Genomic DNA, 20,976 nt, shown 5'->3' with positions numbered 1-20,976 from the left:
GGACCGGCGGGATGGAAACTTATGCAATCTGATGTTCGAACACTCGGAGCGGATCACAATCCGCGTCTACGATTTCGACAATGTACTCGTCCAAGCAGCCAACAATCTGGATCCTTCCAGCGACCACGGCCGCCTCGCCGGTGCAGAGGATCGTCACTGGCTGGCCAATCATAAAGTTCATTTCATAGTCAGGATTTGCGAAGCGTCGTCTTGCGATGAGACCGCGCGGCAAAAGAGTTCTGTCGTTCGCGCTGATCTTGGTATGCGGGGTCATGTCGTGCTCCTCGTTGCTTTTGTCCTGCTGTATTTGTACAGTGTCCCTATTCATATATGGATTCGGTTCCATGTCAACACGCATTTGTACAGGGTACATAAAATGAGGGGCGTACAAGTGAAAATGGCGCGCGCAGCGCTTGGGTGGGGAGTACGAGATCTCGCTGCGAAATCCGGCGTGACCGCAAATACTGTCAATCGAATAGAGAACGGAGCCGACGCGAAGCAATCGACCATGGATGCATTGCAGCGCGCATTGGAGGTCGCCGGCATCGCCTTCCTAGACGGTGATTACTCGGGCTCCGGTGGCCCTGGCGTTCGGCTCGTGACGCCCACTGGCAAGTCGATCGACTCTGACGACACCCAAACCGTTCAATATCGCGAGTATCTCGTGAATGACGCGCCTCCCGGTGCGGGTGGGTGATGTGCCATGGGCCAAGCTTGACACACCCGCATCCGGTGGATCCGGAACCAACGACAAAGTCTTGATCACCCTCCCGCGACACGGCTAGCTTTCAGCTGCGGCCCACCAATCCGCACACCGCCACAGAGGAGACCTCGAGCGGCTTTCGGCATTCGTGCCGGCGGTAAGGTTTACTCATTTGTGGAGGTGCTGATGGCTCCCATCATACAAATCGATGCTATCTACACAGCAGACGAGGCCGCAGAGCGTCTGCGGCTGAGCAATCGTGGCCTCATAAAGATTGCCAAGAAATATGGGTGCTGCTCGCGGTTCGGTCGCGATTATCTATTTTCCGAATCAGATCTACTGGCGATCTGGGAGGCCCTGAGAGAACTTGCAAGGGAGCCGAAACCAAAGACCCTGAAGGCTCGCATTTCACCTTCACCCAATCGCCGAGGCGGCCGGAGCGATAGGTGCTGTGCCGATTCTTCGCAATGATGCCTTCCAGGCCATGCTCGCAGGCAGCGGCGAGCAGCTGCGCGCCGTCGGCCTCGACCTCTTCGGAAAGTCGAATATCGCGCTCCTGGCCGGTGATCAGCCCTTCGAGCAGATGGCGTCGCGCCGACAGCTCCATTTCGGTCAGGTCACGACCATCGAAATAGAGCAGATCGAACGCCATGAAGAGTGCTTCACCTGAGTTGCGCTTGCCGCCCCGGCCACCGAGTGCTTGCTGCAGCAGTCCAAAATTCGGCCTTCCCTGTTCATCGAGAACGACTGCCTCGCCATCAAGGATTGCCGTCGCCACGCCGAGCTGCTTGGCGGCCTCAGCGATCGCAGGAAAGCGATGTGTCCAGTCATGCCGGCCCCTGGTGATGATCCGGACGCGCTTCGGTTCTATGTGCACCGCGAGGCGATACCCGTCCCATTTAGTTTCGAAGACCCAGTCAGGTCCCTTTGGCGGCTTCGCTTTTGTGAGCGCCAGACAAGGCTCGATGCGTACAGGCATGGGATCAAGGGGTAGGTTCGGCTGCGCTGGATCACAGCGCTTGCGCGGCCGGGATCGAACCGGCGCATCGGCATCGCTGAGGAGAGGCTTTGACTGGGGAGGCTTGGACATGGACCGGCTTGACCCTGCGCTGCAGTTGCGCCATGTCAGATGTGGCTCGGGCGGGAGCTTTCCATAATCATTGCAGGGCGTTTGACCTCAAACGAGGAGAGGATGACGTATGGCCGTGCTCAAAGCTGTTCAGCGGCCTCGACCATAAATTCGCGCATCTTCGCTGCGACGCCCTGCTCGCTGATACTGTGACCTGCCGCTTGAAGATCAGCTAGAGCTTTCGAGAGAACTCCAGCGTCCCCACCACCTTTGAAGCGGGCATCAGTGATTTCATCAGCGTAACCTGCAACGTCATCCCGACCAATGAGGCCTGCGATCCACTTCGCCAAAAGCCTGTCATGACGAGATTTGAGCTTGAGGGTCCTCTCGGCGTCCTGGAAGTATTGGTCTTCCATTGCCTTTTTGCGGTCTCTAAAATCGGCCATTATTTTCCTCCTCATTTGTGTTATCGCGAATCCGCTCAACGGGCCTATGGACCATAGGCGACAAATCCACGTATCTCGAAGGTTGATCTTTAGAGATCGGCAATATTTCGCCCCTGAAGTAATCTAACACAGTTAAACGCTCAGTACCCGAAATTAACTTGACGATTGGCGATGTTCATGCCGGCCGCAAAGCGCCACGCGCATGATAACGAAGCGGGAGAACCCAGTGGTAGTTGTTGAAACGCAGAGGTCGATCAGCAGGATCGATGAACCGGAAGCATATCGACAATCAGCGTCGGCTTCGCCTATCGTCGACGCCTGTATGCCCGTTGGCGTCAGCAATAGTGCCGGCTGCCGAAAGATCCGACATGACCGCCTGCCATTGCCGGCTAGCTTCTTCGGCATCACTGGGATCGACGTAGCTCGATGCCCAATCTGGCTCATGCTGGACAAGGGATTCGCTATCGTTCACGTTCATCACCTATGGGGATGGCGAACATCCCCCTACTTCAAATTTATTCTCGGTGCGAACGAAGGAGACGGGTACGGAGGCCGGTCGGCCGGACCTCGCGCTCCACCCCCTCCGTCATCGGTTCCAAGGGTGAGCCGGGTCGAGCGGACGGCCATCGACGTCGCATCCGATCACGTGTCCGCGCTTCTCCTCGCGCTGGATCAGGCCATCGTGATGTGGTGCGCAGACGCTCTCGTGGTTTTCAGGATCGATGAACAGCGGCCAGTTCCCTTTGTGCGGAATGCGATGGTTTACGACCGTGGCTTCGGCAACGGTCTCCGATTGGAGACAACGTTCGCAAAGCGGCTGCCTGGATAACTGCACGTGCCGCGCATCTCGCCAGGCCTTGAGGCCGTACCATCTGCGATAATCCTTAGCCTCACTCGACCCGTGGTCCGGAACCTTGGATTGCGCCATACGTTCAGCACCTGCAGTGGAGGAGGCCTGTGATGGCAGACGACAAGAGCAAGCGCGGTGCCGTAGATCGAAACAGGGTAGCAGTAGGCGGACGTTACGAGGTCACGTACTTCGCCAAGAAGCACGGCATATCAAACGAGGATGCGAGACGCATCGTTAAGCAACATGGCTCAGATCGCGACGCGGCCGACAAGGCAGCAGGTCGACTGAAGTAGACAGCAAAAGCGGCAGGGAGCACTGAAGCTCGACCTGCCGCACGATTACCTTTCGCGGAGGAGGCGCGCCAGGTAATGGCATTGCAGCGCAACAAAAATCGCGCCCGCATTGTTATTTAATTTGCTTCTAAATTAGACTTTAGTAGTGTTCTCCCATTAGGGGTGGGAGGATTTCTATGAAACGCATTGAGCCGGAAATTGCGGACTCGAATATGGCAACAAAGGTCTGGTCGGTGACGGAGTTCTGCTCGCGACATCGATTGGACGATGAAGAAGAAACGAGGCTACTCCGGTTATTTGGTCCGTTCGCGACCGCGTGCGAACTCATGTACAACGCCAAACGCGCGCCGAAGTGGCGGTAGGTGATGGGGCAATGGGTTACCCGCGCTCATCGCTGGCTCGGGCTCGGTCGCAAATGAAGCTGCGCACCGAAAAAGAGAAACCCGGCGCGGTGGCCGGGTCGAATTTCTGATCTTGGTTATAAGTATAGCATAGGCGTCCGGCGATATCCGGATACCTATGCGGCTCGTCGCGTCAGGCCGTAAACGCTAGCGAGAACACGAAGGCCAGCGTTAAGCCGCTCCTTAGCTGCAGCTGTAGCAGTGTCCTTACCGACGTATCCACAGTGTGCCCTTCCCGCATCAAGCAGCGTCTTGCCTTCAAGCACGACCGCGTCGACCACAGCGCCGTAGCGACTGCCTATTGACGGTCTTGCGGCGCGAAACCGATCCTTAGCAATAGCAGAGCGTTCGGAAATAAGTTGAGATCCGGCACCATCAACCATCGGCCGTGAGTAATCGATGGCGCCAAGAGGCTCGAGTCCCGCCGAATGGTGATCCTGCTGATACAGACGGCCCGCTGTGAATAGGAGTTCATTCATTCCAACGTCCTCGTCCAGTTGCTTTCTCTTGGCGAGAACATCGAAGGCAGAACGACGAGCGCCATGGACGGTTTCGAAATTGTCGTTTGCAGCGACCAGGCGTTCTGACGTGGCGTCGTTTTCGCCGAGCGATATCCTGGCAACCGACACCTTTCCGGACAGGGCCTTAGCCTTCGCCTTGGCTCCCCACCAGTGACGGGAGACGTCAGCAACGCCGGCGGTGATCTGGTGAGTGCGATCCATGTCGGCGCGGGGCTCATCTATCACGAGCGCCATCCGCACCGCACGCTCACGCTCACGCTCACGCTTCGACGTTTTGATCGCAACCATTGCCTTGTCCACCATCTCCCGTAGAGCAAGTCGTGGCTTGGACACGAGCGACCACTTGCCGTCTGCATCACGCCAATTGATAGTCGCCGGACCTTTGAGTTCGGAGTGGCTAGCCTTTGCCAAACGGTGCAGGATCTCGCCGGCGTCGCGCTCATCGTCCGTCAGAGCTCCTGATGCTGCAAGGTTGGCGAGGAGGCGAAGTGGTTCGATCGGCGATGTATTGTCATTGGCAGCGAGGCGGTAATTTGCCGAAGCTTCGAAATCGGCGGAAGCGAATTTCTCATTGATGAAGCCGGTTGCAGTCATTTCACTTGCTCCATTTCGGTTTGGGATCGGGCAAATTGTAGATCGCCTCCGACAAATTGTTCGGGACATCGTCGGGCTCGGCGAGGATCGCTGCCGTTCCTTTGGCAAGCCTGAATGCCGCCACCCTTGCCTCCTCAAGGGCTTTGCTTCGGCTGGCGATGTCGCGCGATCGAAGAGTATGAAGGGCTGATAGTTTCCGGTCGATGTCTCGAGAACGGCGTTCGGCTCCACCGGCATGTCACCTGCCTTGCCCGTATCTCCGTCAAGATCAACAACAAGACCGAGCAGGGCGACAATGTCAGTCTCTTTTCCACGCGAGCCGCGGGCTAGCCCATTTCGCATCACCTGCAGGCCAGTGAAGACATTCGCGTTAGGTGTGGATTGCATGCGCCATAATCGCATCAATCATCCCGTCGACGTCACCGACAGGATGATGGGTGACAGTGCCAGGCGCATCGCTGTCGCCAGTTGGATTTGCATAGTAAGCGGAGGTGACAAGAAGACCATCAATGCCATCAGCAAGGCCATGGAGCATCTCGACGTGGGTTCGGATCGCCGCTTCATCGAAGGAAGCGGCAGGAGCAGGCTTAAGCTTCGGAATTGGTGCCATTGGCGGTGTTGTGCTCCGAGTAAGATTGAAGAGCTGCGGCGGTGATGGCCTCAGCGAGTGGACGGGCAAATGTCACCGAGCGGCGACCACCCAGCGCTGTGGGCGCATACGTCACATGCCCGCCAGACGGATGGCGGAGGAGACGCATGCCGTACACGGCAACATCATCGGTGAGTTGCAGGTCGAACGTAGCGACATGTTCCATCTTTCCTCCACCAACCCTGGCGGCAGATTCCATGTTCATCACTCTCACCATGGATCAGCCCACGAGAGCATTGGTCAGAGGGCCGAAGTCGGAGGCTGCTCGGCCACGGCTCCGGGTCGCGAAGTACCTGCCACCGAGTTCATCGGTATCGCCAATCGCCTTCATTCCACATGCTGCGAGGAAGGATTCAAATCGGTGAGAACGTCGCTTGTTGTCTTGACTGACGAGGAACTGGAGAACTGTCATTTCCCGGTAACCGCCACCGGCCGGATCGCAAAAGACCTTAACGCGCCAAAGGTCGTCTTCATCCGCATCCATCTCTGCGGCGATCACCCGCCAGCCGACCCACCCGCGGACAGTCGACATACGATTGGCGGCAGCACGCTCTACGCGGGCTACGTCGTCGGAATCTTCGATCATTGTGAATGCAAGAACTTCGGCCAGCGATGGGCCTTTGATAGCTGCTGAAATGCGCAAGAAATCCTCCTCGCCGGCGAAGCCGGTCGGCAAAATGGTGATGTGATGTAGCTGCGAGTATTGTCGGTGTTACCGACGCGATTGTCCAGAAAAGGACGGCTAGGCGGCCCTCGCCGCCCGCGCGTTGTCGTTGGCGCCGACCCACGTTTCAGTGCGGGCTCGTTCAGCCTTCCATGCGTCAAGATCCGCGGTATCGTAGATCACGGCGCGGCCAAGTTTGTAATACCGTGGCCCGCCCCCGAAATGGCGAAGCTTGTCTAGCGTCGATTCGACAGGCCAAGATAGAACGCGGCTTCTTTCACGCGAATGTTTCGCGGCATCGGCACCTCCTTGTTTCCAGTTGATGCCCGGAAAGTAGGTGAAACGCGCGGAAATTGGTACTTTGTTTAAATCGGCACGGTCAGATTCGTTGGACGAGGCGACGCCTCAGGGCGCGCGCCATAAGACAGTTATCTCGCCTGCCGTGGCGACTCGGTGGCGACTGGAGCAGTCACTAAAGATATGAATTCTCACCAAGTTATTGAAATCCTTGGTGAGAGCGCCGGGGCTCGAACCCGGGACCTACTGATTAAAAGTCAGTTGCTCTACCAGCTGAGCTACGCTCTCCCTTGATGCCTTGGACTGAAAGACCGCCCCGGCCGGAAGTGCGCGGAACATATGCAGGCGACCTATTGCGGTCAACCGAAAAATCTCCCTTTTTCGCCGCGTTAGGCACATTTCTTGCCGGAGCGCGAAAAGGTGATTGGCAATCGGCGGGTTGCGGCGCTAAACATCCGCCGGATTGCAGCCGGAGAGAATGCGTGTCGATTGCCGATATTTCCCTGTTGAGCGCCCTGCTTGCGGGAGCCCTCTCCTTTCTTTCCCCCTGCGTGCTTCCCCTCGTTCCGCCCTATCTCTGCTATATGGCAGGTATTTCCGTCGAGCAGTTCCGCGGTGGCAATACTGTTGCAGTTGCGCCCGATTTCCGGCGCGGTGTGCTGTTTTCGGCGCTGTTCTTCACGCTCGGGTTCGCCACGGTCTTCGTCGCGCTCGGCGCCGGGGCTTCCAGCATCGGCATGCTGCTGCGCCAGCATCTGGATCTTCTGGCGAAGATCGGCGGCCTCATCATCATCCTCATGGGGCTGAATTTCCTCGGCGTCTTCCGAATCGGGCTTTTCGCGCGCGAGGCCCGCTTCCAGAGCGGCGGCAAGCCGGCGACGCTGACCGGCGCCTATATCATGGGACTTGCCTTCGCCTTCGGCTGGACGCCCTGCATCGGGCCGGTGCTCGGCGCCATTCTGGCGGTCGCGGCATCGCGCGAGACGGTTGGCTCTGGCGCCGGGCTCCTTGCCGTCTATTCGCTGGGCCTTGCCATTCCATTCTGGATCGCCGCCGGCTTCTCCGGCGCCTTCATGAACTTTCTGGCGCGCTTCCGCCGCCATCTCGGCACCGTCGAAAAAATCACGGGCGCCTTCCTCGTGCTGACAGGGCTCGCCTTCATATTCGGATTCGTCAGCGATGCCGCCATCTGGTTCCAGCAGACTTTTCCGATCCTGATGCAGATCGGCTAAGGCGGATCACGCTTTCCTTCGGCTGAACTTTTCCCGTAAGGCGCTTGGAATATCGCGGAAGCCGCCGCCCGGCTCGATGCCTTCGCGCATGACGACGCTGCGAAGCGGCGGAAATGCCGAGAGGATGTGAAGGCCCGCAGCGCGCAGCATCTGGACCGGCAGGAAACCAGACAGAAGCGAGCGGTTCAGCAAATCGACGCTCGCCGTTCGCGTCATGATATCGGCGCGGCGCCTTCGGTCGAACCGATCGCCCGAATCGGCCGGTGTCGGTATTTCGGCGCGGTGGCAGAGAATATCTGCCAGCGCCATGATATCGCGCAGGCTGAGATTGAGGCCCTGCGCCCCGATCGGCGGGAAGACGTGCGCGGCCTCTCCGATCAGCGCCATCCGGCCCTTGCCGAAGCGGTGCGCCATCATGCCCGAAAGCGGCCAGACCTGTACGCCTTCCTCGACGCTCACCTTGCCGAGGATCGACTGCATCCGCCCTTCGACGACATTGCTCAATTCAGCAAGCGACAATTCGAGGCCGGCGGCGGCATCCGACGGATCCTGGACCCAGACGAGGCTGGAGCGATTGCCTGGCAAGGGTACCTGAGTGAAGGGGCCGCTCTCGGTGTGAAATTCCGTCGAGATGTTTTCGTGCGGCAGCGAATGGCCGAAGTTCAGCACCATGGCCGACTGTGGATAGGACCAGTTGCGGGCACCAATGCCGGCTGCTTCCCTAAGCTTCGACTTGCGGCCGTCGGCGCCGGCGGCGAAATCCGCAGACAGAACCTCGCCGCCTGCGAGCGCGATGGAAACGGCATTCTCGCCTATGTCGATGCTGTCGGCATAAGAGGTGAATCGCGTGATATTGCCTTCGATGGCGACGGCCGTCTCAAGCACGCCGGTCAGAGCCTTGTTCGGGAAATTGTAACCGAAGGCGTCAAGACCGATTTCGACGGCGCGGAAGGTCGTGGCTGGCGCACGCAGCAGACGATTCGTGGCGTCGATGATGCGCATGCTCTTCAGCGGCGCGGTTTCGGGCTTCAGCTTGTCCCATAGAGAAAGGCGATCGAGGAAGCGGATCGACTGATCCATCAGCGCCGTCGTGCGCTGGTCCCCGGTCGCTGCGGTAGGGGCAATCAGCGCCACGCTACGGCCGCCGCGGGCCAGTGCGATCGCGGCCACCATGCCGGCGAGACCGCCGCCGATCACCGCAACTTCGAAATGTTTCATTGCATCGCTTCCGTCATCAGAGACGGCGAGCCGGCATTATGCCGCCGGCTTCGCCTGACGGCGCCAACTATAGCCCTTGCCGGCCTCCGCGTCACGCGCAGCCCGGCTGATAATGATACGGAATTCCGGGCAGCCGGTTCTCGGAAAGGCGCTTGAGGGCCGTTTCGTTGGTCACGGTGAAGCTGTCAATTCCGACGCGCAGCATCAGCGGGATCTGGTCGATGAGCACATCGCCCACAGCCCGCAGTTCCTTGGCATAACCCAGCCGCTCGCGCAGCAGCGAGGCATGGCTGAAAGCACGGCCGTCGCTGAATGCCGGGAAGGCAACGGCGACGATATCGAGGCGATCGAGGTACGGCTCAAGCTTGCGGACGTCGTCGGCCGGCTTGATCAGCACGCCGAGGCCGACATCGTTGCTCTCGCCAGCCTTTGCAATCAATTCGTCGAGGCCGAGCAGCGGCTTCTGATCGCCCTCCGCTTTCACCTCTTCGGTTTCGATCACCCAGGGATCGCTGGCGGCAAAACCGATTTCTCTCCAGATCTTCCTCATCATCCCCTCCTTATGCCGCTTCCGCAGCCGCGCCGTAGAGCGCATCCTTGAAGGGCTGCGGTCCGACGCGGCGGTAGGCGGCGAGGAAGGTTTCCGATGGGGCCTGACGCAAGCCGAGATAGGTATCGACGATCGTCTCGATCGCGTCCGTCACCTTGTCCGGTTCAAAGCCCCGGCCGATGATCTCGCCGATCGAGGTGTGCTCGTCACCGGAGCCGCCAAGAGTGATCTGGTAGAGTTCGGCACCCTTCTTTTCGACGCCCAGCAAGCCGATATGGCCGACATGGTGATGCCCGCAGGCGTTGATGCAGCCGGAAATCTTGATCTTCAGCTCGCCGATCTCGGCCTGACGCGCCGGATCGCCGAACCGCCTGGAGATTTCCTGCGCAACCGGAATGGAGCGCGCATTGGCGAGCGCACAGTAGTCCAGCCCGGGACAGGCAATGATATCCGTGATGAGGCCGGCATTGGCGGTTTCGAGACCGGCCGCGACCAGGCCGCGATAGACGGCTTCCAGATCGGCCAGCGCCACATGCGGCAGGATGAGGTTCTGTTCGTGGCTCACACGGATTTCGTCGAAGGCATATTCCTCGGCGATAGCGGCAACGGCATCCATCTGCGCGTCGGAGGCATCGCCCGGAATGCCGCCGATCGGCTTCAGCGAGATCGTCACCATGCCGTAATCGGGGTTCTTGTGCGGCGCCACGTTCTGCAGCACCCAGCGGGCAAAAGCCGGATCGGCCTTCTTCCAGCGGGCAAGGTTCTCCCAACCTTCAGCACGCTCGGGCAGCGCGGGCGGCGCGAAATAGGCGGTGATCGCCTGAACGTCCTTTTCCGGCAGCTTCAGCTCGGTATCCTTGAGCTGCGCAAACTCAACCTCGACCTGGCGCGCCAGTTCTTCGGCGCCGGTTTCGTGCACGAGGATCTTGATGCGCGCCTTGTACTTGTTGTCGCGGCGGCCGTGCAGGTTATAAACGCGCATGATCGCGGTCGTATAGGAAAGAAGGTCCTCTTCCGGCAGGAAGTCGCGAATCAGCTTGGCGATCATCGGCGTGCGGCCCTGGCCACCCCCGACATAGACGGCAAAACCGATCTCGCCCTTGTCGTTCTTCTTCAGGTGCAGGCCGATGTCGTGGACCTGGATCGCGGCGCGGTCGCGCTCGGCGCCGGTTACGGCGATCTTGAACTTGCGCGGCAGGAAGGAGAATTCCGGATGCACGGACGACCACTGGCGCAGGATTTCCGCATAGGGGCGCGGATCGGCGACTTCGTCCGCGGCGGCGCCGGCGAAATGATCGGCCGTCACGTTGCGAATGCAATTGCCAGAGGTCTGCATCGCGTGCATCTCGACGGTTGCCAGGTCAGTGAGCACATCCGGCATGTCCGAGAGCTTCGGCCAGTTGAACTGCAGGTTCTGGCGGGTCGTGAAGTGGCCGTAGCCGCGGTCATAGGTGCGGGCGATATGGGCGAGCATACGCATCTGGCGCGAGGAGAGCGTGCCATAAGGAATCGCGATGCGCAGCATATAGGCATGAAGCTGTAGATAGACGCCGTTCATCAGGCGCAGCGGCTTGAACGCATCCTCGGCAAGCTCACCGGACAGTCGGCGCTGAACCTGGTCGCGAAACTGCTCGACGCGCTCGGCGACAAAGGCGTGGTCAAATTCGTCGTAACGGTACATCAGCTTCCTCAGACTGCAATGAATTCGGGATCCGCCGGCTTGTAGCCCGGCGCATATTCCATGGTCGGGCCCTGGGCGCGGATGCGCTCGCGAAGGCGGAGCGGCCATAAAACGCCGTTGGTTTCCTGAACTTCGATGACGGCGACGTCAACGACCTTGTTCTCGGCATAGGATTTCTTGCCGATCTCTTCCAAGGCGGTCACGGCCTCGGCATGGCGGGCAACGAGCGCACCCTGCAGCGAGGTTACCCATTCGCCGCCGGCGTTCAGCCATACGGCCACGCCGTCCGTCAGCCTGTTGGCGGTCAGAACCTTGTCGACCATGTTTAGCTCCTTGCAAATTCCGGCGCGGTCGCCTCATGGCGCACCAGCGGCTCGGACAGTTCGAAATTGGCGCCTGCGACCGCATCGCCGATAATGACCATGACCGGTCCGGTCAACTCGTCACGATGCTGCAGGTCGGGAAGATCACGCAAGATGCCATGCAGCAGACGGCGATCGCGGCGGCTGGCGTTCTCGACGACCGCAACGGTCGTCTCGGCGGGAAGCCCGGCATTCATCAGCCGCGCGGCAACCGAGGCCGCGACGGTGCGGCCCATATATACGGCGATCGTCGCGCCCGACACGGCAAGGCTTGCCCAATCCGGCAGCACGTCGCCGGTCAGGTCATGCCCGGTCGTAAAGACCAGCGACGAGGCAACGCCGCGCAGCGTGAGCGGCAGCTCGAAATCGGCCGCGGCAGCCAAAGCGGAGGTGATGCCCGGAACGACCTCGTAGCCGATGCCTGCCGCACGCAGCGCCGCCATCTCTTCGCCTGCCCGGCCATAAACCAGCGGATCGCCGGATTTCAGGCGCACGACTCGCTTGCCTTGGCGTCCAAGCTGGACCAGCAGATCGTTAATCTCTTCCTGCGATTTCGAATGGCAACCCTTGCGTTTGCCGACCGAAAGGCGCTCGGCATCGCGGCGGCCCATATCAACGATCGCCTGCGGCACCAGCGCATCGAAAACGATGGCGTCGGCTTCCATCATGACCCGCTGGGCGCGCAACGTCAGCAGATCCTCGGCACCGGGACCGGCGCCGACGAGCCAGACACGGCCTTCAATTTTTTCCGCGGAGCGCAGCAGGCCGTTTGCGGCGCGGCGTGCTTCGGGAAGATTACCGTTCGCGACCGCATCCGCCACCGCGCCCGAGAAGAAACGGCGCCAGAAGACCCTGCGGGCGACGCCGCGCGGAACGAGATGCTCGACGGTCTTGCGGTAGCTCGCCGCAAGGTCCGCCAGACGGCCGAGCGACGGCGAGAGCAACTGGTCGACCTGCGCGCGGATCATCTGGGCAAGCACCGGACCGGCGCCCTCCGTGCCGATCGCAACGGCGACCGGCGCGCGATTGACGAGAGCCGGCGTGAAGAAATCGCAATAGTCCGGCTGGTCGACCGCATTGGCCGGAATTCTGGCCGCCTGGGCAGCTTCCACGATCGCTCGATCTTCGGCAGCGTCGCCCGTCGCGGCGAAAACGAGCGTTGCACCGTCCACTTGCGCGGGCGAGAAAGGCGCACGAACCGTTTCGATGCGGTTGGAAATCAGGAAGGAGTGATAATCAGCCTCGGGATGTTCCGCATAAGCAACGATGCGGGCGCGCGTGTTCAGCAGCAGACGCACCTTGGCGAAGGCCTCGTCTCCATTGCCGAAAACGGCTGCAATCCGCCCTTCCACACGGAAGAATGCGGGAAATACCGATAGCTGTTCGTTGCTGGAAGGCATTATCGTTCCACTTCGAAGTGGGCCGACTATGCCTTTTACCGTCAACGGATTGAAGAAACAGAAATTCGAATGCCCCGCCGGGCGCGTATTCTTTTGCTCGCCACCTCAAGGATTTGAGAAAAGTCGCCCGGTCGTTGGAAAATGCTGCAGCGCATTCACAAGGTGGTGGCAAATGCGCAGATTCGGCGGAACCATGCATTCCGCTTCCCGGCGGCAACCGGTAAACTGCACGAAACAGGGAGAAAGCCATGCCGGAAAAGACGATTGTTTCCCGCCTTCTCGAAGTCATCGAGAAGCATATCCTGCCGATCACGGAACTCGGCGTTTCCGAGGGCAACAAGGTCTTCGGCGCGGCGGTCCTGCGCAAATCCGACCTTTCGCTTATCGTTGCAGAAACGAACAACGAGCTGGAAAATCCGCTCTGGCATGGCGAAATCCACACGCTGAAGCGTTTCTACGAACTCTCCGACAAGCCTTCGACCAAGGAGCTCATCTTTGTCTCGACTCACGAACCCTGCAGCATGTGCATGTCGGCGATCACCTGGGCGGGCTTCGATAACTTCTATTATTTCTTCAGCCACGAGGATTCGCGCGACAGCTTCGCCATTCCCCACGATCTGAAGATTCTGAAAGAGGTCTTCGGCCTCGAACCCGGCGGATACCGCCGCCAGAACGCCTTCTGGAACAGTTTTGCGATCGCCGATCTCATCGAGACCGAGGACGAACCGTTGAAAGCTGACCTGAAAGCGCAAGCCATCCGCATTAGGGCCCGCTACGATGCGCTGTCCGACACCTATCAGGCGTCCAAAGACGCCAATGCCATCCCGTTGAACTGAGATATCATGGAAGCTTCAAAAGACATTTCGCGCCTGATCGAGATCATGGCCGCATTGCGCGATCCCGAAACCGGATGCCCCTGGGACGTCGTCCAAACCTTCGAAACGATCAAGCCCTACACGATCGAGGAAGCCTACGAGGTTTCTGACGCGATCGAACGCAACGACATGGACGATCTCTGCGAGGAACTGGGCGATCTGCTGCTGCAGGTCGTCTTCCATGCCCGCATGGCCGAGGAAGCCGGCGAATTCACCTTCGGCGACGTCGTCGCAGCCATCACGCGCAAGATGATCCGCCGCCACCCCCATGTCTTTGCGCGGTCCGATGCCGGCACTCCGGAGCTTGTCCAAAGGCAGTGGGACGAGATCAAGCAGGCGGAGAAACGCGAGCGCGCCGAGCGGCGGGTAAAGCGCGGGATCGGCGACGACTTCAAGGCGGGCTTTCTTGGCTCCGTGCAGCGAAGCTTTCCTGCGCTGACAGAAGCGCTGAAGCTGCAGGAACGCGCCGCAAAGGTCGGCTTCGACTGGTCGGCACCGGAACCGATCCTGGACAAGATCGAGGAAGAGATCGGCGAGCTTCGTGCCGCGCTGAAGGAGGGCAATCACGCGAAAGTCAGCGACGAACTCGGCGACCTGATCTTCGCCATTGCCAATATCGGCCGGCACGTGAAAGCCGATCCCGAACAAGCGCTACGCGGCACGAACACAAAATTCCGCCGCCGATTCAATCACATCGAAAGAACACTTGAAGCAGATGGTGAAACGCTGGAAGCAGCAACGCTGGAGCGGATGGAGGAAATCTGGCAGGCGGCAAAGGCGATCGAGCGGCAGCTCGGCTAACTAAACGCTATTCCCAGTCTTCCTTCTGCGGCTTCGGCCCGTCGCCCATGCGCCGTTCCAATTCGGCCGCTTCGCTTTCGGCGAGCCTTACGTCGAGTGTCACCGTGCCGTCTTCATTGTCTTCGCGGCCATCGACGATCGCATGCTCGTAAAGCCAGGGCAGCAGCGCCAGTTTGTCCAACGGCAGCTTGATCGTCGTCGCGGTCATCACCCCGGAAAGGCGCTTGCTGATTTCATGCATCAGATGATCGACGCCTTCGCCGCTGACGGCCGAAACGGCGACGACGTTTTCGGCGCCTGCTGCCCTCTGCACCATCGCGTCATGCGCTTCCGGTTCCAGGCGGTCGATCTTGTTCCAGACTTCGACGATGCGTCTGGCGCCCTCGGCCTCGTCGATGCCGAGATCGTCCAGGATGCGCATCACGTCCGCGCTCTGTGCCTGATTGTCGGCATCCGACATGTCGCGGACATGGAGGATCAGATCGGCTTCCAGCACCTCTTCGAGCGTGGCGCGGAAGGCGGCGACGAGGTGCGTCGGCAGGTCGGAAATGAAGCCAACGGTGTCGGACAGGATGACGGTGCGGCCATGCGGCAGCTTCATACGGCGAAGCGTCGGATCGAGCGTGGCGAAGAGCATGTCCTCGGCAAGGACACCTGCCCCAGTGATCCGGTTGAAGAGTGTCGACTTGCCGGCGTTGGTGTAGCCCACCAAGGCCACGATCGGATGAGGTACCTTCCTGCGCTTGGCCCTGTGAAGCTGGCGGGTGCGGACGACCTGCTCCAGCTCGCGCTCCAGCTTGATGATACGATCCTGCAGCAGACGGCGGTCGGCCTCGATCTGCGTTTCGCCCGGGCCGCCCATGAAGCCACCGCCGCCGCGCTGGCGTTCAAGGTGGGTCCAGCTGCGGACCAGACGGCCCTTCTGATAGTTCAGATGCGCGAGATCGACCTGCAGCGTGCCTTCCTTCGTGGAGGCGCGGCGGCCGAAGATTTCCAGGATCAGGCCCGTCCGGTCGATGACCTTGGCGTTCCATTCCTTCTCGAGATTGCGCTGCTGCACCGGCGTCAGCGGGTGATCGACGATCACGAGGCCGGAATCGTGCTCATCGAGCTTCGCCTTGATTTCCTCGATCTTGCCTGTGCCGAGCAGAGTTGCCGGACGCGGATCGGAGATCGGCACGATTGCGCCGCCGACCACATCGAGATCTATTGCCTCGGCGAGACCGGTCGCCTCTTCAAGGCGGCTCTCAGGCGAGCGGGTGGCAGCGCCTTCGATCGGCACACTTTTGCTCCGCGCCTGCTTCAGCACAGGCACGACAACGGTTGCCCGCATATCATCCCGAAGCCTTTGGGCCTCCGGGATGATGGAATCATTCCTGGTATCGCGTGTCGTAATGACTGCTGATCCTGTTAGGACGCTGCTTCTTCGCTCTCGAACATCTGCATGGGCTGGCCCGGCATGATCGTTGAGATCGCGTGTTTATACACGAGTTGCGAATGGCCGTCACGGCGAAGAAGAACGCAGAAATTGTCGAAGGAAGTGACAACGCCCGTGAGCTTTACGCCGTTGATGAGAAAAATAGTGAGAGAAATCTTTTGTTTGCGAACAGTATTGAGAAATAAGTCCTGCAAATTCTGAGAACGTTCCGCCATCGCGCCGCTTCTTTCTTTATTGCCGGCTTGATCGCGCCGGTGAATATTAATCAACCTCTCCTGCAAGGCGGATGGTAATCCTCATCCCTTCCGTCCAGCAAATCTTGGTATCAAATCGCAATCTTTTCCGCAACGTCGAAAAAGGCTTCTCGAATATTCTGCGAGATCGTGCCGGGATGACCGTTGGCAATCGTCAGCCCGTCGACGGAAACGACGGGAAAACAAATGCTTGTGGCAGCCGTGATGAAGACCTCGCGCGCCGCCAGCATTTCTGCGACGGTGAAGTTCCGCTCGGCGATCCTGAGGCCGAGCTTCGCCCCGACGTCCATCAGCGTCGTTCGCGTGATGCCGCGCAGGATGCCATGTTCGGCAGGGCGCGTGATCAAAGTGCCGTCCGCGTCGACCATCCAGACATTGGTCGCCGCGCCCTCGTTCACGAAGCCGTCTGTATCGACATAGATGGCCTCCTGGGCGCCTGCTTCCTTCGCCTGCTGGCGGGCCAGCGCATTCGAGAGAAGACCGACGGTCTTGATGTCCACCCGATCCCACCGATTGTCGGGAACGGTGATCGCCCTGATTCCGTTTGCGTTCTTCTTCGCGATCACTGACGGATCGGTGCTTTTGGCCGTGATGACCAGCGAAGGCTTGGTGCCTTCGGCCGGAAACACGTGGTCGCGGCGCGCCACGCCGCGTGTAACCTGCAAGTAGAACAAGCCGTTCCGCACCTTGTTCCGGCGCGCCGTTTCGCGAATCACATGGATCATCGCCTGGCGACTCATCGGCCAGGCGATGCGCAACTCGCCGAGCGAGCGGTTCAAGCGGTCGAGATGGCGCGTGATATCGACGATATAGCCATGGCGTATTTCGCAGACCTCGTAGACGCCGTCCGCGAACTGGTAGCCGCGGTCTTCGATATGCACCTTCGCATCGGCGTGCCGCACGTAGCGGCCATTCACATAGGAAATTCTCGGCATGGGAACCTGAATTTAAGGCAATGAAATGGGAAACCGGCGCAGAAAACTGCGCCGGGAGCAATCAGACGCCGAGCGACTTCAGCTTGCGGTGAAGCGCCGAGCGCTCCATGCCGACGAATTCCGCGGTGCGCGAGATATTGCCGCCGAAGCGGTTGATCTGCGCGATCAGGTAATCCTTTTCGAACATCTCGCGGGCTTCGCGCAGCGGAAGCGTCATGATGTGGTAGTCGTTCTTGGCCGATACCTTCGGCAGCATGTCGCCAAGGTCTGTCGGCAACATGTCGGCCGTGATCGGCGCATCCGGGCCATCCGAGCGCGCAAGGATCATCAGACGTTCGATATTGTTGCGCAGTTGGCGGATGTTGCCTGGCCAGTCATGAGCCTGCAGCACCGCCATCGCATCGTCGCCGATGCGGCGCAGACGGATGCCTGCCTGCTCGGAAATCTGACGCATCAGCTGATCGACGAGGAACGGGATGTCCTCGCGGCGCTCCGCCAATGCCGGCACGCGAACAGGAACGACCGCAAGGCGATGGTAAAGGTCCTCGCGGAACCAGCCTTCGGCAATGCGGCTTTCCAGATTGTAAGCCGTCGAAGAGATGATGCGAACGTCCACTTTCACCCGCTTCGATCCGCCGACGCGCTCGAACTGTTGGTCGACTAGCACGCGCAGGATCTTGTTCTGTGTCTCGCGCGGCATTTCGCCGACTTCATCGAGATAGAGAATGCCGCGGTGGGCCTCTTCCAGCGCCCCAGTCTTGCGCGCCTGGCCGGGCAAGCCTTCCGTGCCGAAAAGGGCAACCTCCATGCGATCCGGCGTAATGTTCGCAGCGTTCAGCGCGACGAAAGGACCATTGGCGCGCGCCGACTTCTTGTGGATCATGCGCGCCACCAGCTCCTTGCCGGAGCCGGATGCGCCGAAGATCATGATGCGGCTGTTGGTCGGCGAAACCTTCTCGATCGTCTGGCGAAGTTGCGAGACCGCAACCGACGTTCCGATCAGTTCGACAGCGTCGCCTGCGCGCCGCTTCAGCTCGGATACTTCGCGCTTCAGCTTAGAGTTTTCCAGCGCGCGCTCAGCGATCAGGATCAGACGATCGGCCTTGAAGGGCTTTTCGATGAAATCGAAGGCGCCGCGCTTGATGGCGGAGACGGCCGTCTCGATATTGCCGTGACCCGAAATCATAACGACTGGAATGTCGGGATGACGCGTCTTGATCTCGTCCAGCAGGGAAAGACCGTCGAGCTTGCTGCCCTGCATCCAGATATCGAGGAAGATCAGGCGCGGCGCGCGGTCGGAAATCGCCGCGAGCGCGCTGTCGCTGTCATGCGCGGTCCGCGTCTCGTGTCCTTCATCCGAGAGAATACCGGAAACGATCTCGCGAATATCGTGCTCATCATCGACGACGAGAATATCAGAGGCCATACACACTTTCCTTGTCATTTGACGCCGGGGCAGCGGGAGCTGGCTCGAGACGCGGCAGATGCACGCGGATCATGGCCCCCCTTCCCTGGTCGAAATCGGCGGGCGCATCATGCAGTTCCAGCTGCCCGCCATGCTCCTCAATGATCTTCTTGACGATTGCGAGACCGAGACCAGTGCCTTTCTCCCGCATCGTCATGTAAGGCTCCAGGATGCCGTGCCGGTTTTCTACCGGCAGGCCCCGGCCGTTGTCGATGACATCGACCGTGAAACGGTCGCGGCTCTCATCCAACCACGCCCTGACGAGAACCTTCCGCTCGTCGCGCTCGCCGCTCGGCACAGCCTCGATGGATTCGACTGCATTCTTGATCAGGTTTCCGAATGCCTGCCCCAGCATGCGGCTGTCGAACAGCCCCTCCAGCGGCTTGTCGCCGAATTCCTGCAGGAAGCTCACATGCGTATTGCCCATCTCACGCAGGAAGATGGCATCTCGGAGAATATTGCGCAGGTCGGCCTGTTCCTTCGTCGGCTTGGGCATGCGCGCGAAAGCCGAGAACTCGTCGACCATGCGGCCGATATCGCCAACCTGCCGGATGATCGTATCGGTACATTGATCGAAGACCGTGCGGTCCTCCTGATTGATCTGCTTCCCATAACGGCGCTGGATGCGTTCGGCGGAGAGCTGGATCGGCGTCAGGGGGTTCTTGATCTCGTGGGCGATGCGCCTCGCCACGTCGCCCCAGGCCGTCGAACGCTGCGCGATCACGAGATCGGTAATGTCGTCGAGCGTGATCACGTAGGAGTCGCTCGTATCGCGAACTTCCTCGCGCGTGACCTGCACGCTCAACGTCCGCACCGTTCCGCCGCGCACGAGGGCAATCTGCTTGCGGAAATCGCTGCGGTAGCGCGATGCGGCTTCGGTCAGCACCTGATCGACTTCAGGCGCAATCTCATTCAACTGCTTCCCGAGCATCTCGCGCGCCGGCAGCGACATCAGCGTCTCGGCAGAACTGTTGACGATGGTGATCCGCCGGTCGCTCTCGACCCCGATCACCGCGGCGGTCACACCCGACAGCACGGCCTCTATGAAGCGGCGGCGGTCATCGACCTCGTCCTTCGCCTCTAGTATCTCGTCACGCTGCGTGCGGATTTCCGAAATCATCTTGTTGAACGTGCGCGACAGGTTTGCAACGTCGCCATCGACCGCATGAACCGGCACGACGATATCCATGTTGCCGGAGGCTACGCTGTCGGCTGCGGTGATCAACAGGCGGATCGGCCGGACGATCCTGTCCGCGACGGCAATCGCCGTCCAGATCGCCGCAAGCAGCACGATCAGGGCAAAACCGATATAGAGAACCGCGAACGCAATCTGCAGCGAGACCCGTCCCGCTTCCATCGAGCGGTATTCCGTCGCATTCTCCTCCATCATGCGCATCGCACCCATGACCTTCGGATCGACGGCACGCACGGTATAGAGGAACGCGCTTGGAATCTGCTCGAGTTTGATGATGGCGCCGACAAGGTTGGTCACGCCCGGCGGAATGAGCGTCGGCTGGCCGGCGGCGGCTTTCTGCAGGGCATCCTGCGGTATCGCCGGCAATGGCTTTTCGGTCTTGATGTCCGCCTGAACGATGACCGTACCGTCGCTCTCTACGAGGAATGCGCCGAGCAGCCCGCGGCCCCGCGCCTGGCGCGTCATCAATTCCCCGAAGCCCGTGCGGTCGAGATTGTAGAGCACCCGGTTGCGTTCCAGGTCGTTCGCCATGGAGATGGTCTGGCCCTGCAGGTAGCTGGCGTTCTCCATCATGTAGGCCTGGCCGATATTGCGCGACGAGCTGACGATGGACTGCGTGCGCAGCGCGAACCAGCGGTCGAGCCCGGCATTCAGCGTGATACTTGCAAAGATCGCAACCAGGATCGCCGGCGTGATGGCGACGATCGAGAACAAGACGACGATCCGGATGTGCAAACGGGCGGCGGCGCGGCCGCGCGTGCGCGCCTTGAGCAGCCGCGCAACTTCGCGTCCAATCAGCGCTATCAGCGCAAGCACGAAGAAGGAATTCACCACGACCGAAGTGATGACGACGCGCGTCGTCGGGTCGATCGGCGTCACGCCCAGCAGGATGAAGAGCGTCAGCGTCGCGCAGAGCAACGCGCCGCCGGCCAAGACAAGACCCGGCAGCGCAAACAGCGCCCGGCGATCGGTGACGGTCGCAACCGTATCGCTGTCTGCCGCAGGCGATGCCGCATCCTGCTTCATCAAGTCATCACTCCAAGCGGCAGAAGCCGGTATGTCACGGTCCATCGGCTGGATTTG

General features: G+C 60.2%; 23 protein-coding genes, 1 tRNA gene and 2 pseudogenes. 6 read left to right on the top strand and 20 right to left on the bottom strand.

Features of this window, described 5'->3' with window-relative positions:
- Positions 1-19: 19 nt before the first annotated feature.
- Positions 20-274, bottom strand: a complete 255-nt coding sequence (locus tag ACZ9BX_RS04660; RefSeq protein WP_476216022.1) for a hypothetical protein — start codon at positions 272-274, stop codon at positions 20-22.
- Here ACZ9BX_RS04660 and ACZ9BX_RS04655 point away from each other — a divergent pair.
- Complete coding sequence (locus ACZ9BX_RS04655; RefSeq protein WP_476216021.1) at positions 263-697, top strand: helix-turn-helix domain-containing protein; 435 nt, start codon at positions 263-265, stop codon at positions 695-697. The genes ACZ9BX_RS04660 and ACZ9BX_RS04655 overlap by 12 nt on opposite strands.
- Positions 698-1,085: 388 nt before the next feature.
- On the opposite strand, the pseudogene ACZ9BX_RS04650 reads toward ACZ9BX_RS04655, so the two are convergent.
- The 3 genes and pseudogenes from ACZ9BX_RS04650 to ACZ9BX_RS04640 all read right to left on the bottom strand — a co-directional run.
- Positions 1,086-1,793: pseudogene (locus tag ACZ9BX_RS04650) on the bottom strand (ATP-dependent DNA ligase); the annotation flags it as partial.
- A gap of 119 nt (positions 1,794-1,912) precedes the next feature.
- Complete coding sequence (locus ACZ9BX_RS04645; RefSeq protein WP_476216019.1) at positions 1,913-2,218, bottom strand: ATPase inhibitor subunit zeta; 306 nt, start codon at positions 2,216-2,218, stop codon at positions 1,913-1,915.
- Between the two features lie 586 nt (positions 2,219-2,804).
- Positions 2,805-3,146, bottom strand: a complete 342-nt coding sequence (locus ACZ9BX_RS04640) for an HNH endonuclease (protein WP_476216017.1) — start codon at positions 3,144-3,146, stop codon at positions 2,805-2,807.
- A gap of 32 nt (positions 3,147-3,178) precedes the next feature.
- Here ACZ9BX_RS04640 and ACZ9BX_RS04635 point away from each other — a divergent pair, with 32 nt between their 5' ends.
- Positions 3,179-3,361, top strand: a complete 183-nt coding sequence (locus ACZ9BX_RS04635; protein WP_132566189.1) for a DUF3606 domain-containing protein — start codon at positions 3,179-3,181, stop codon at positions 3,359-3,361.
- A 176-nt stretch (positions 3,362-3,537) separates the two neighbouring features.
- Complete coding sequence (locus ACZ9BX_RS04630; RefSeq protein ID WP_132566192.1) at positions 3,538-3,723, top strand: hypothetical protein; 186 nt, start codon at positions 3,538-3,540, stop codon at positions 3,721-3,723.
- Positions 3,724-3,878: 155 nt separating this feature from the next.
- On the opposite strand, the gene ACZ9BX_RS04625 is transcribed toward ACZ9BX_RS04630, so the two are convergent.
- The 6 genes from ACZ9BX_RS04625 to ACZ9BX_RS04600 all read right to left on the bottom strand — a co-directional run bounded on the left by ACZ9BX_RS04625 (position 3,879) and on the right by ACZ9BX_RS04600 (position 6,775).
- On the bottom strand, positions 3,879-4,877 hold the full coding sequence (locus ACZ9BX_RS04625; protein ID WP_476216015.1) for a hypothetical protein: 999 nt from the start codon (positions 4,875-4,877) through the stop codon (positions 3,879-3,881).
- Position 4,878: 1 nt separating this feature from the next.
- Positions 4,879-5,001, bottom strand: coding sequence for a hypothetical protein (locus tag ACZ9BX_RS04620; protein ID WP_476216013.1), 123 nt, complete (start codon positions 4,999-5,001; stop codon positions 4,879-4,881).
- 246 nt (positions 5,002-5,247) lie between these two features.
- The gene (locus ACZ9BX_RS04615) at positions 5,248-5,487 is read right to left on the bottom strand and encodes a hypothetical protein (protein ID WP_476216011.1); all 240 of its coding nucleotides are present in this window, start codon (positions 5,485-5,487) and stop codon (positions 5,248-5,250) included.
- Positions 5,465-5,731, bottom strand: coding sequence for a hypothetical protein (locus tag ACZ9BX_RS04610; RefSeq protein ID WP_476216009.1), 267 nt, complete (start codon positions 5,729-5,731; stop codon positions 5,465-5,467). Before ACZ9BX_RS04610 ends, ACZ9BX_RS04615 begins: the two co-directional genes overlap by 23 nt.
- Positions 5,732-5,746: 15 nt before the next feature.
- Entirely contained in the window at positions 5,747-6,169 is a 423-nt protein-coding gene (locus ACZ9BX_RS04605; protein WP_476216007.1) for a hypothetical protein, read from the bottom strand.
- A 530-nt stretch (positions 6,170-6,699) separates the two neighbouring features.
- A tRNA-Lys gene (locus ACZ9BX_RS04600) sits at positions 6,700-6,775 on the bottom strand.
- A gap of 194 nt (positions 6,776-6,969) precedes the next feature.
- Between ACZ9BX_RS04600 and ACZ9BX_RS04595 the strand changes: the two genes are divergently transcribed.
- A complete protein-coding gene (locus ACZ9BX_RS04595) occupies positions 6,970-7,719 on the top strand; it encodes a cytochrome c biogenesis CcdA family protein (RefSeq protein ID WP_476216006.1) in 750 nt (249 codons plus the stop codon).
- A gap of 6 nt (positions 7,720-7,725) precedes the next feature.
- On the opposite strand, the gene ACZ9BX_RS04590 is transcribed toward ACZ9BX_RS04595, so the two are convergent.
- The 5 genes and pseudogenes from ACZ9BX_RS04590 to cysG all read right to left on the bottom strand — a co-directional run bounded on the left by ACZ9BX_RS04590 (position 7,726) and on the right by cysG (position 12,930).
- Positions 7,726-8,937, bottom strand: a complete 1,212-nt coding sequence (locus ACZ9BX_RS04590) for a UbiH/UbiF family hydroxylase (RefSeq protein WP_476216004.1) — start codon at positions 8,935-8,937, stop codon at positions 7,726-7,728.
- A gap of 36 nt (positions 8,938-8,973) precedes the next feature.
- A pseudogene (locus ACZ9BX_RS04585) lies at positions 8,974-9,487 on the bottom strand (DUF934 domain-containing protein).
- 10 nt (positions 9,488-9,497) lie between these two features.
- Positions 9,498-11,168: a nitrite/sulfite reductase gene (locus ACZ9BX_RS04580; RefSeq protein WP_476216003.1), complete on the bottom strand. Its 1,671-nt coding sequence runs from the start codon at positions 11,166-11,168 to the stop codon at positions 9,498-9,500.
- Between the two features lie 8 nt (positions 11,169-11,176).
- Complete coding sequence (locus ACZ9BX_RS04575; protein WP_086996385.1) at positions 11,177-11,491, bottom strand: DUF2849 domain-containing protein; 315 nt, start codon at positions 11,489-11,491, stop codon at positions 11,177-11,179.
- A 2-nt stretch (positions 11,492-11,493) separates the two neighbouring features.
- Positions 11,494-12,930 (bottom strand): siroheme synthase CysG, encoded by a 1,437-nt coding sequence (cysG, locus tag ACZ9BX_RS04570; RefSeq protein ID WP_476216000.1) that lies wholly within the window; start codon positions 12,928-12,930, stop codon positions 11,494-11,496.
- A gap of 248 nt (positions 12,931-13,178) precedes the next feature.
- Here cysG and ACZ9BX_RS04565 point away from each other — a divergent pair, with 248 nt between their 5' ends.
- Both ACZ9BX_RS04565 and mazG read left to right on the top strand, forming a co-directional pair.
- On the top strand, positions 13,179-13,766 hold the full coding sequence (locus ACZ9BX_RS04565) for a nucleoside deaminase (protein WP_476215998.1): 588 nt from the start codon (positions 13,179-13,181) through the stop codon (positions 13,764-13,766).
- Positions 13,767-13,772: 6 nt separating this feature from the next.
- A complete protein-coding gene (gene mazG, locus ACZ9BX_RS04560) occupies positions 13,773-14,606 on the top strand; it encodes a nucleoside triphosphate pyrophosphohydrolase (protein ID WP_476215996.1) in 834 nt (277 codons plus the stop codon).
- 7 nt (positions 14,607-14,613) lie between these two features.
- On the opposite strand, the gene hflX is transcribed toward mazG, so the two are convergent.
- The 5 genes from hflX to ACZ9BX_RS04535 form a co-directional block, all read right to left on the bottom strand.
- The gene (hflX, locus tag ACZ9BX_RS04555) at positions 14,614-15,939 is read right to left on the bottom strand and encodes a GTPase HflX (RefSeq protein ID WP_027509443.1); all 1,326 of its coding nucleotides are present in this window, start codon (positions 15,937-15,939) and stop codon (positions 14,614-14,616) included.
- A 77-nt stretch (positions 15,940-16,016) separates the two neighbouring features.
- Positions 16,017-16,259 carry an RNA chaperone Hfq gene (hfq, locus tag ACZ9BX_RS04550; protein ID WP_003539403.1) on the bottom strand — a complete coding sequence of 81 codons (243 nt, stop codon included), beginning with the start codon at positions 16,257-16,259 and terminating at the stop codon, positions 16,017-16,019.
- A 110-nt stretch (positions 16,260-16,369) separates the two neighbouring features.
- The gene (locus tag ACZ9BX_RS04545) at positions 16,370-17,233 is read right to left on the bottom strand and encodes a D-amino-acid transaminase (protein WP_476215994.1); all 864 of its coding nucleotides are present in this window, start codon (positions 17,231-17,233) and stop codon (positions 16,370-16,372) included.
- Between the two features lie 61 nt (positions 17,234-17,294).
- On the bottom strand, positions 17,295-18,659 hold the full coding sequence (ntrX, locus tag ACZ9BX_RS04540) for a nitrogen assimilation response regulator NtrX (RefSeq protein WP_027509441.1): 1,365 nt from the start codon (positions 18,657-18,659) through the stop codon (positions 17,295-17,297).
- Entirely contained in the window at positions 18,649-20,919 is a 2,271-nt protein-coding gene (locus tag ACZ9BX_RS04535; RefSeq protein WP_086996376.1) for a sensor histidine kinase NtrY-like, read from the bottom strand. The genes ntrX and ACZ9BX_RS04535 overlap by 11 nt, the downstream gene beginning before the upstream one ends.
- Positions 20,920-20,976: the final 57 nt, after the last annotated feature.

The organism is Rhizobium sp. USDA 3886 (assembly GCF_056279785.1).
This window is presented reverse-complemented; position numbering and strand designations above follow the sequence as displayed.

Excerpts from the sequence above, each read along its gene's own strand:
- cysG (WP_476216000.1), bottom strand. The coding sequence starts at position 12,930 with ATGCCTTCCAGCAACGAACAGCTATCGGTATTTCCCGCATTCTTCCGT.
- ACZ9BX_RS04610 (WP_476216009.1), bottom strand. The coding sequence starts at position 5,731 with ATGAACATGGAATCTGCCGCCAGGGTTGGTGGAGGAAAGATGGAACAT.
- ACZ9BX_RS04635 (WP_132566189.1), top strand. The coding sequence starts at position 3,179 with ATGGCAGACGACAAGAGCAAGCGCGGTGCCGTAGATCGAAACAGGGTA.
- ntrX (WP_027509441.1), bottom strand. The coding sequence starts at position 18,659 with ATGGCCTCTGATATTCTCGTCGTCGATGATGAGCACGATATTCGCGAG.
- ACZ9BX_RS04630 (WP_132566192.1), top strand. The coding sequence starts at position 3,538 with ATGAAACGCATTGAGCCGGAAATTGCGGACTCGAATATGGCAACAAAG.
- ACZ9BX_RS04645 (WP_476216019.1), bottom strand. The coding sequence starts at position 2,218 with ATGGCCGATTTTAGAGACCGCAAAAAGGCAATGGAAGACCAATACTTC.
- hflX (WP_027509443.1), bottom strand. The coding sequence starts at position 15,939 with ATGCGGGCAACCGTTGTCGTGCCTGTGCTGAAGCAGGCGCGGAGCAAA.
- ACZ9BX_RS04565 (WP_476215998.1), top strand. The coding sequence starts at position 13,179 with ATGCCGGAAAAGACGATTGTTTCCCGCCTTCTCGAAGTCATCGAGAAG.
- ACZ9BX_RS04655 (WP_476216021.1), top strand. The coding sequence starts at position 263 with ATGCGGGGTCATGTCGTGCTCCTCGTTGCTTTTGTCCTGCTGTATTTG.
- ACZ9BX_RS04580 (WP_476216003.1), bottom strand. The coding sequence starts at position 11,168 with ATGTACCGTTACGACGAATTTGACCACGCCTTTGTCGCCGAGCGCGTC.
- ACZ9BX_RS04590 (WP_476216004.1), bottom strand. The coding sequence starts at position 8,937 with ATGAAACATTTCGAAGTTGCGGTGATCGGCGGCGGTCTCGCCGGCATG.
- ACZ9BX_RS04575 (WP_086996385.1), bottom strand. The coding sequence starts at position 11,491 with ATGGTCGACAAGGTTCTGACCGCCAACAGGCTGACGGACGGCGTGGCC.
- hfq (WP_003539403.1), bottom strand. The coding sequence starts at position 16,259 with ATGGCGGAACGTTCTCAGAATTTGCAGGACTTATTTCTCAATACTGTT.
- ACZ9BX_RS04660 (WP_476216022.1), bottom strand. The coding sequence starts at position 274 with ATGACCCCGCATACCAAGATCAGCGCGAACGACAGAACTCTTTTGCCG.
- mazG (WP_476215996.1), top strand. The coding sequence starts at position 13,773 with ATGGAAGCTTCAAAAGACATTTCGCGCCTGATCGAGATCATGGCCGCA.
- ACZ9BX_RS04625 (WP_476216015.1), bottom strand. The coding sequence starts at position 4,877 with ATGACTGCAACCGGCTTCATCAATGAGAAATTCGCTTCCGCCGATTTC.
- ACZ9BX_RS04640 (WP_476216017.1), bottom strand. The coding sequence starts at position 3,146 with ATGGCGCAATCCAAGGTTCCGGACCACGGGTCGAGTGAGGCTAAGGAT.
- ACZ9BX_RS04535 (WP_086996376.1), bottom strand. The coding sequence starts at position 20,919 with ATGAAGCAGGATGCGGCATCGCCTGCGGCAGACAGCGATACGGTTGCG.
- ACZ9BX_RS04545 (WP_476215994.1), bottom strand. The coding sequence starts at position 17,233 with ATGCCGAGAATTTCCTATGTGAATGGCCGCTACGTGCGGCACGCCGAT.
- ACZ9BX_RS04615 (WP_476216011.1), bottom strand. The coding sequence starts at position 5,487 with ATGGCACCAATTCCGAAGCTTAAGCCTGCTCCTGCCGCTTCCTTCGAT.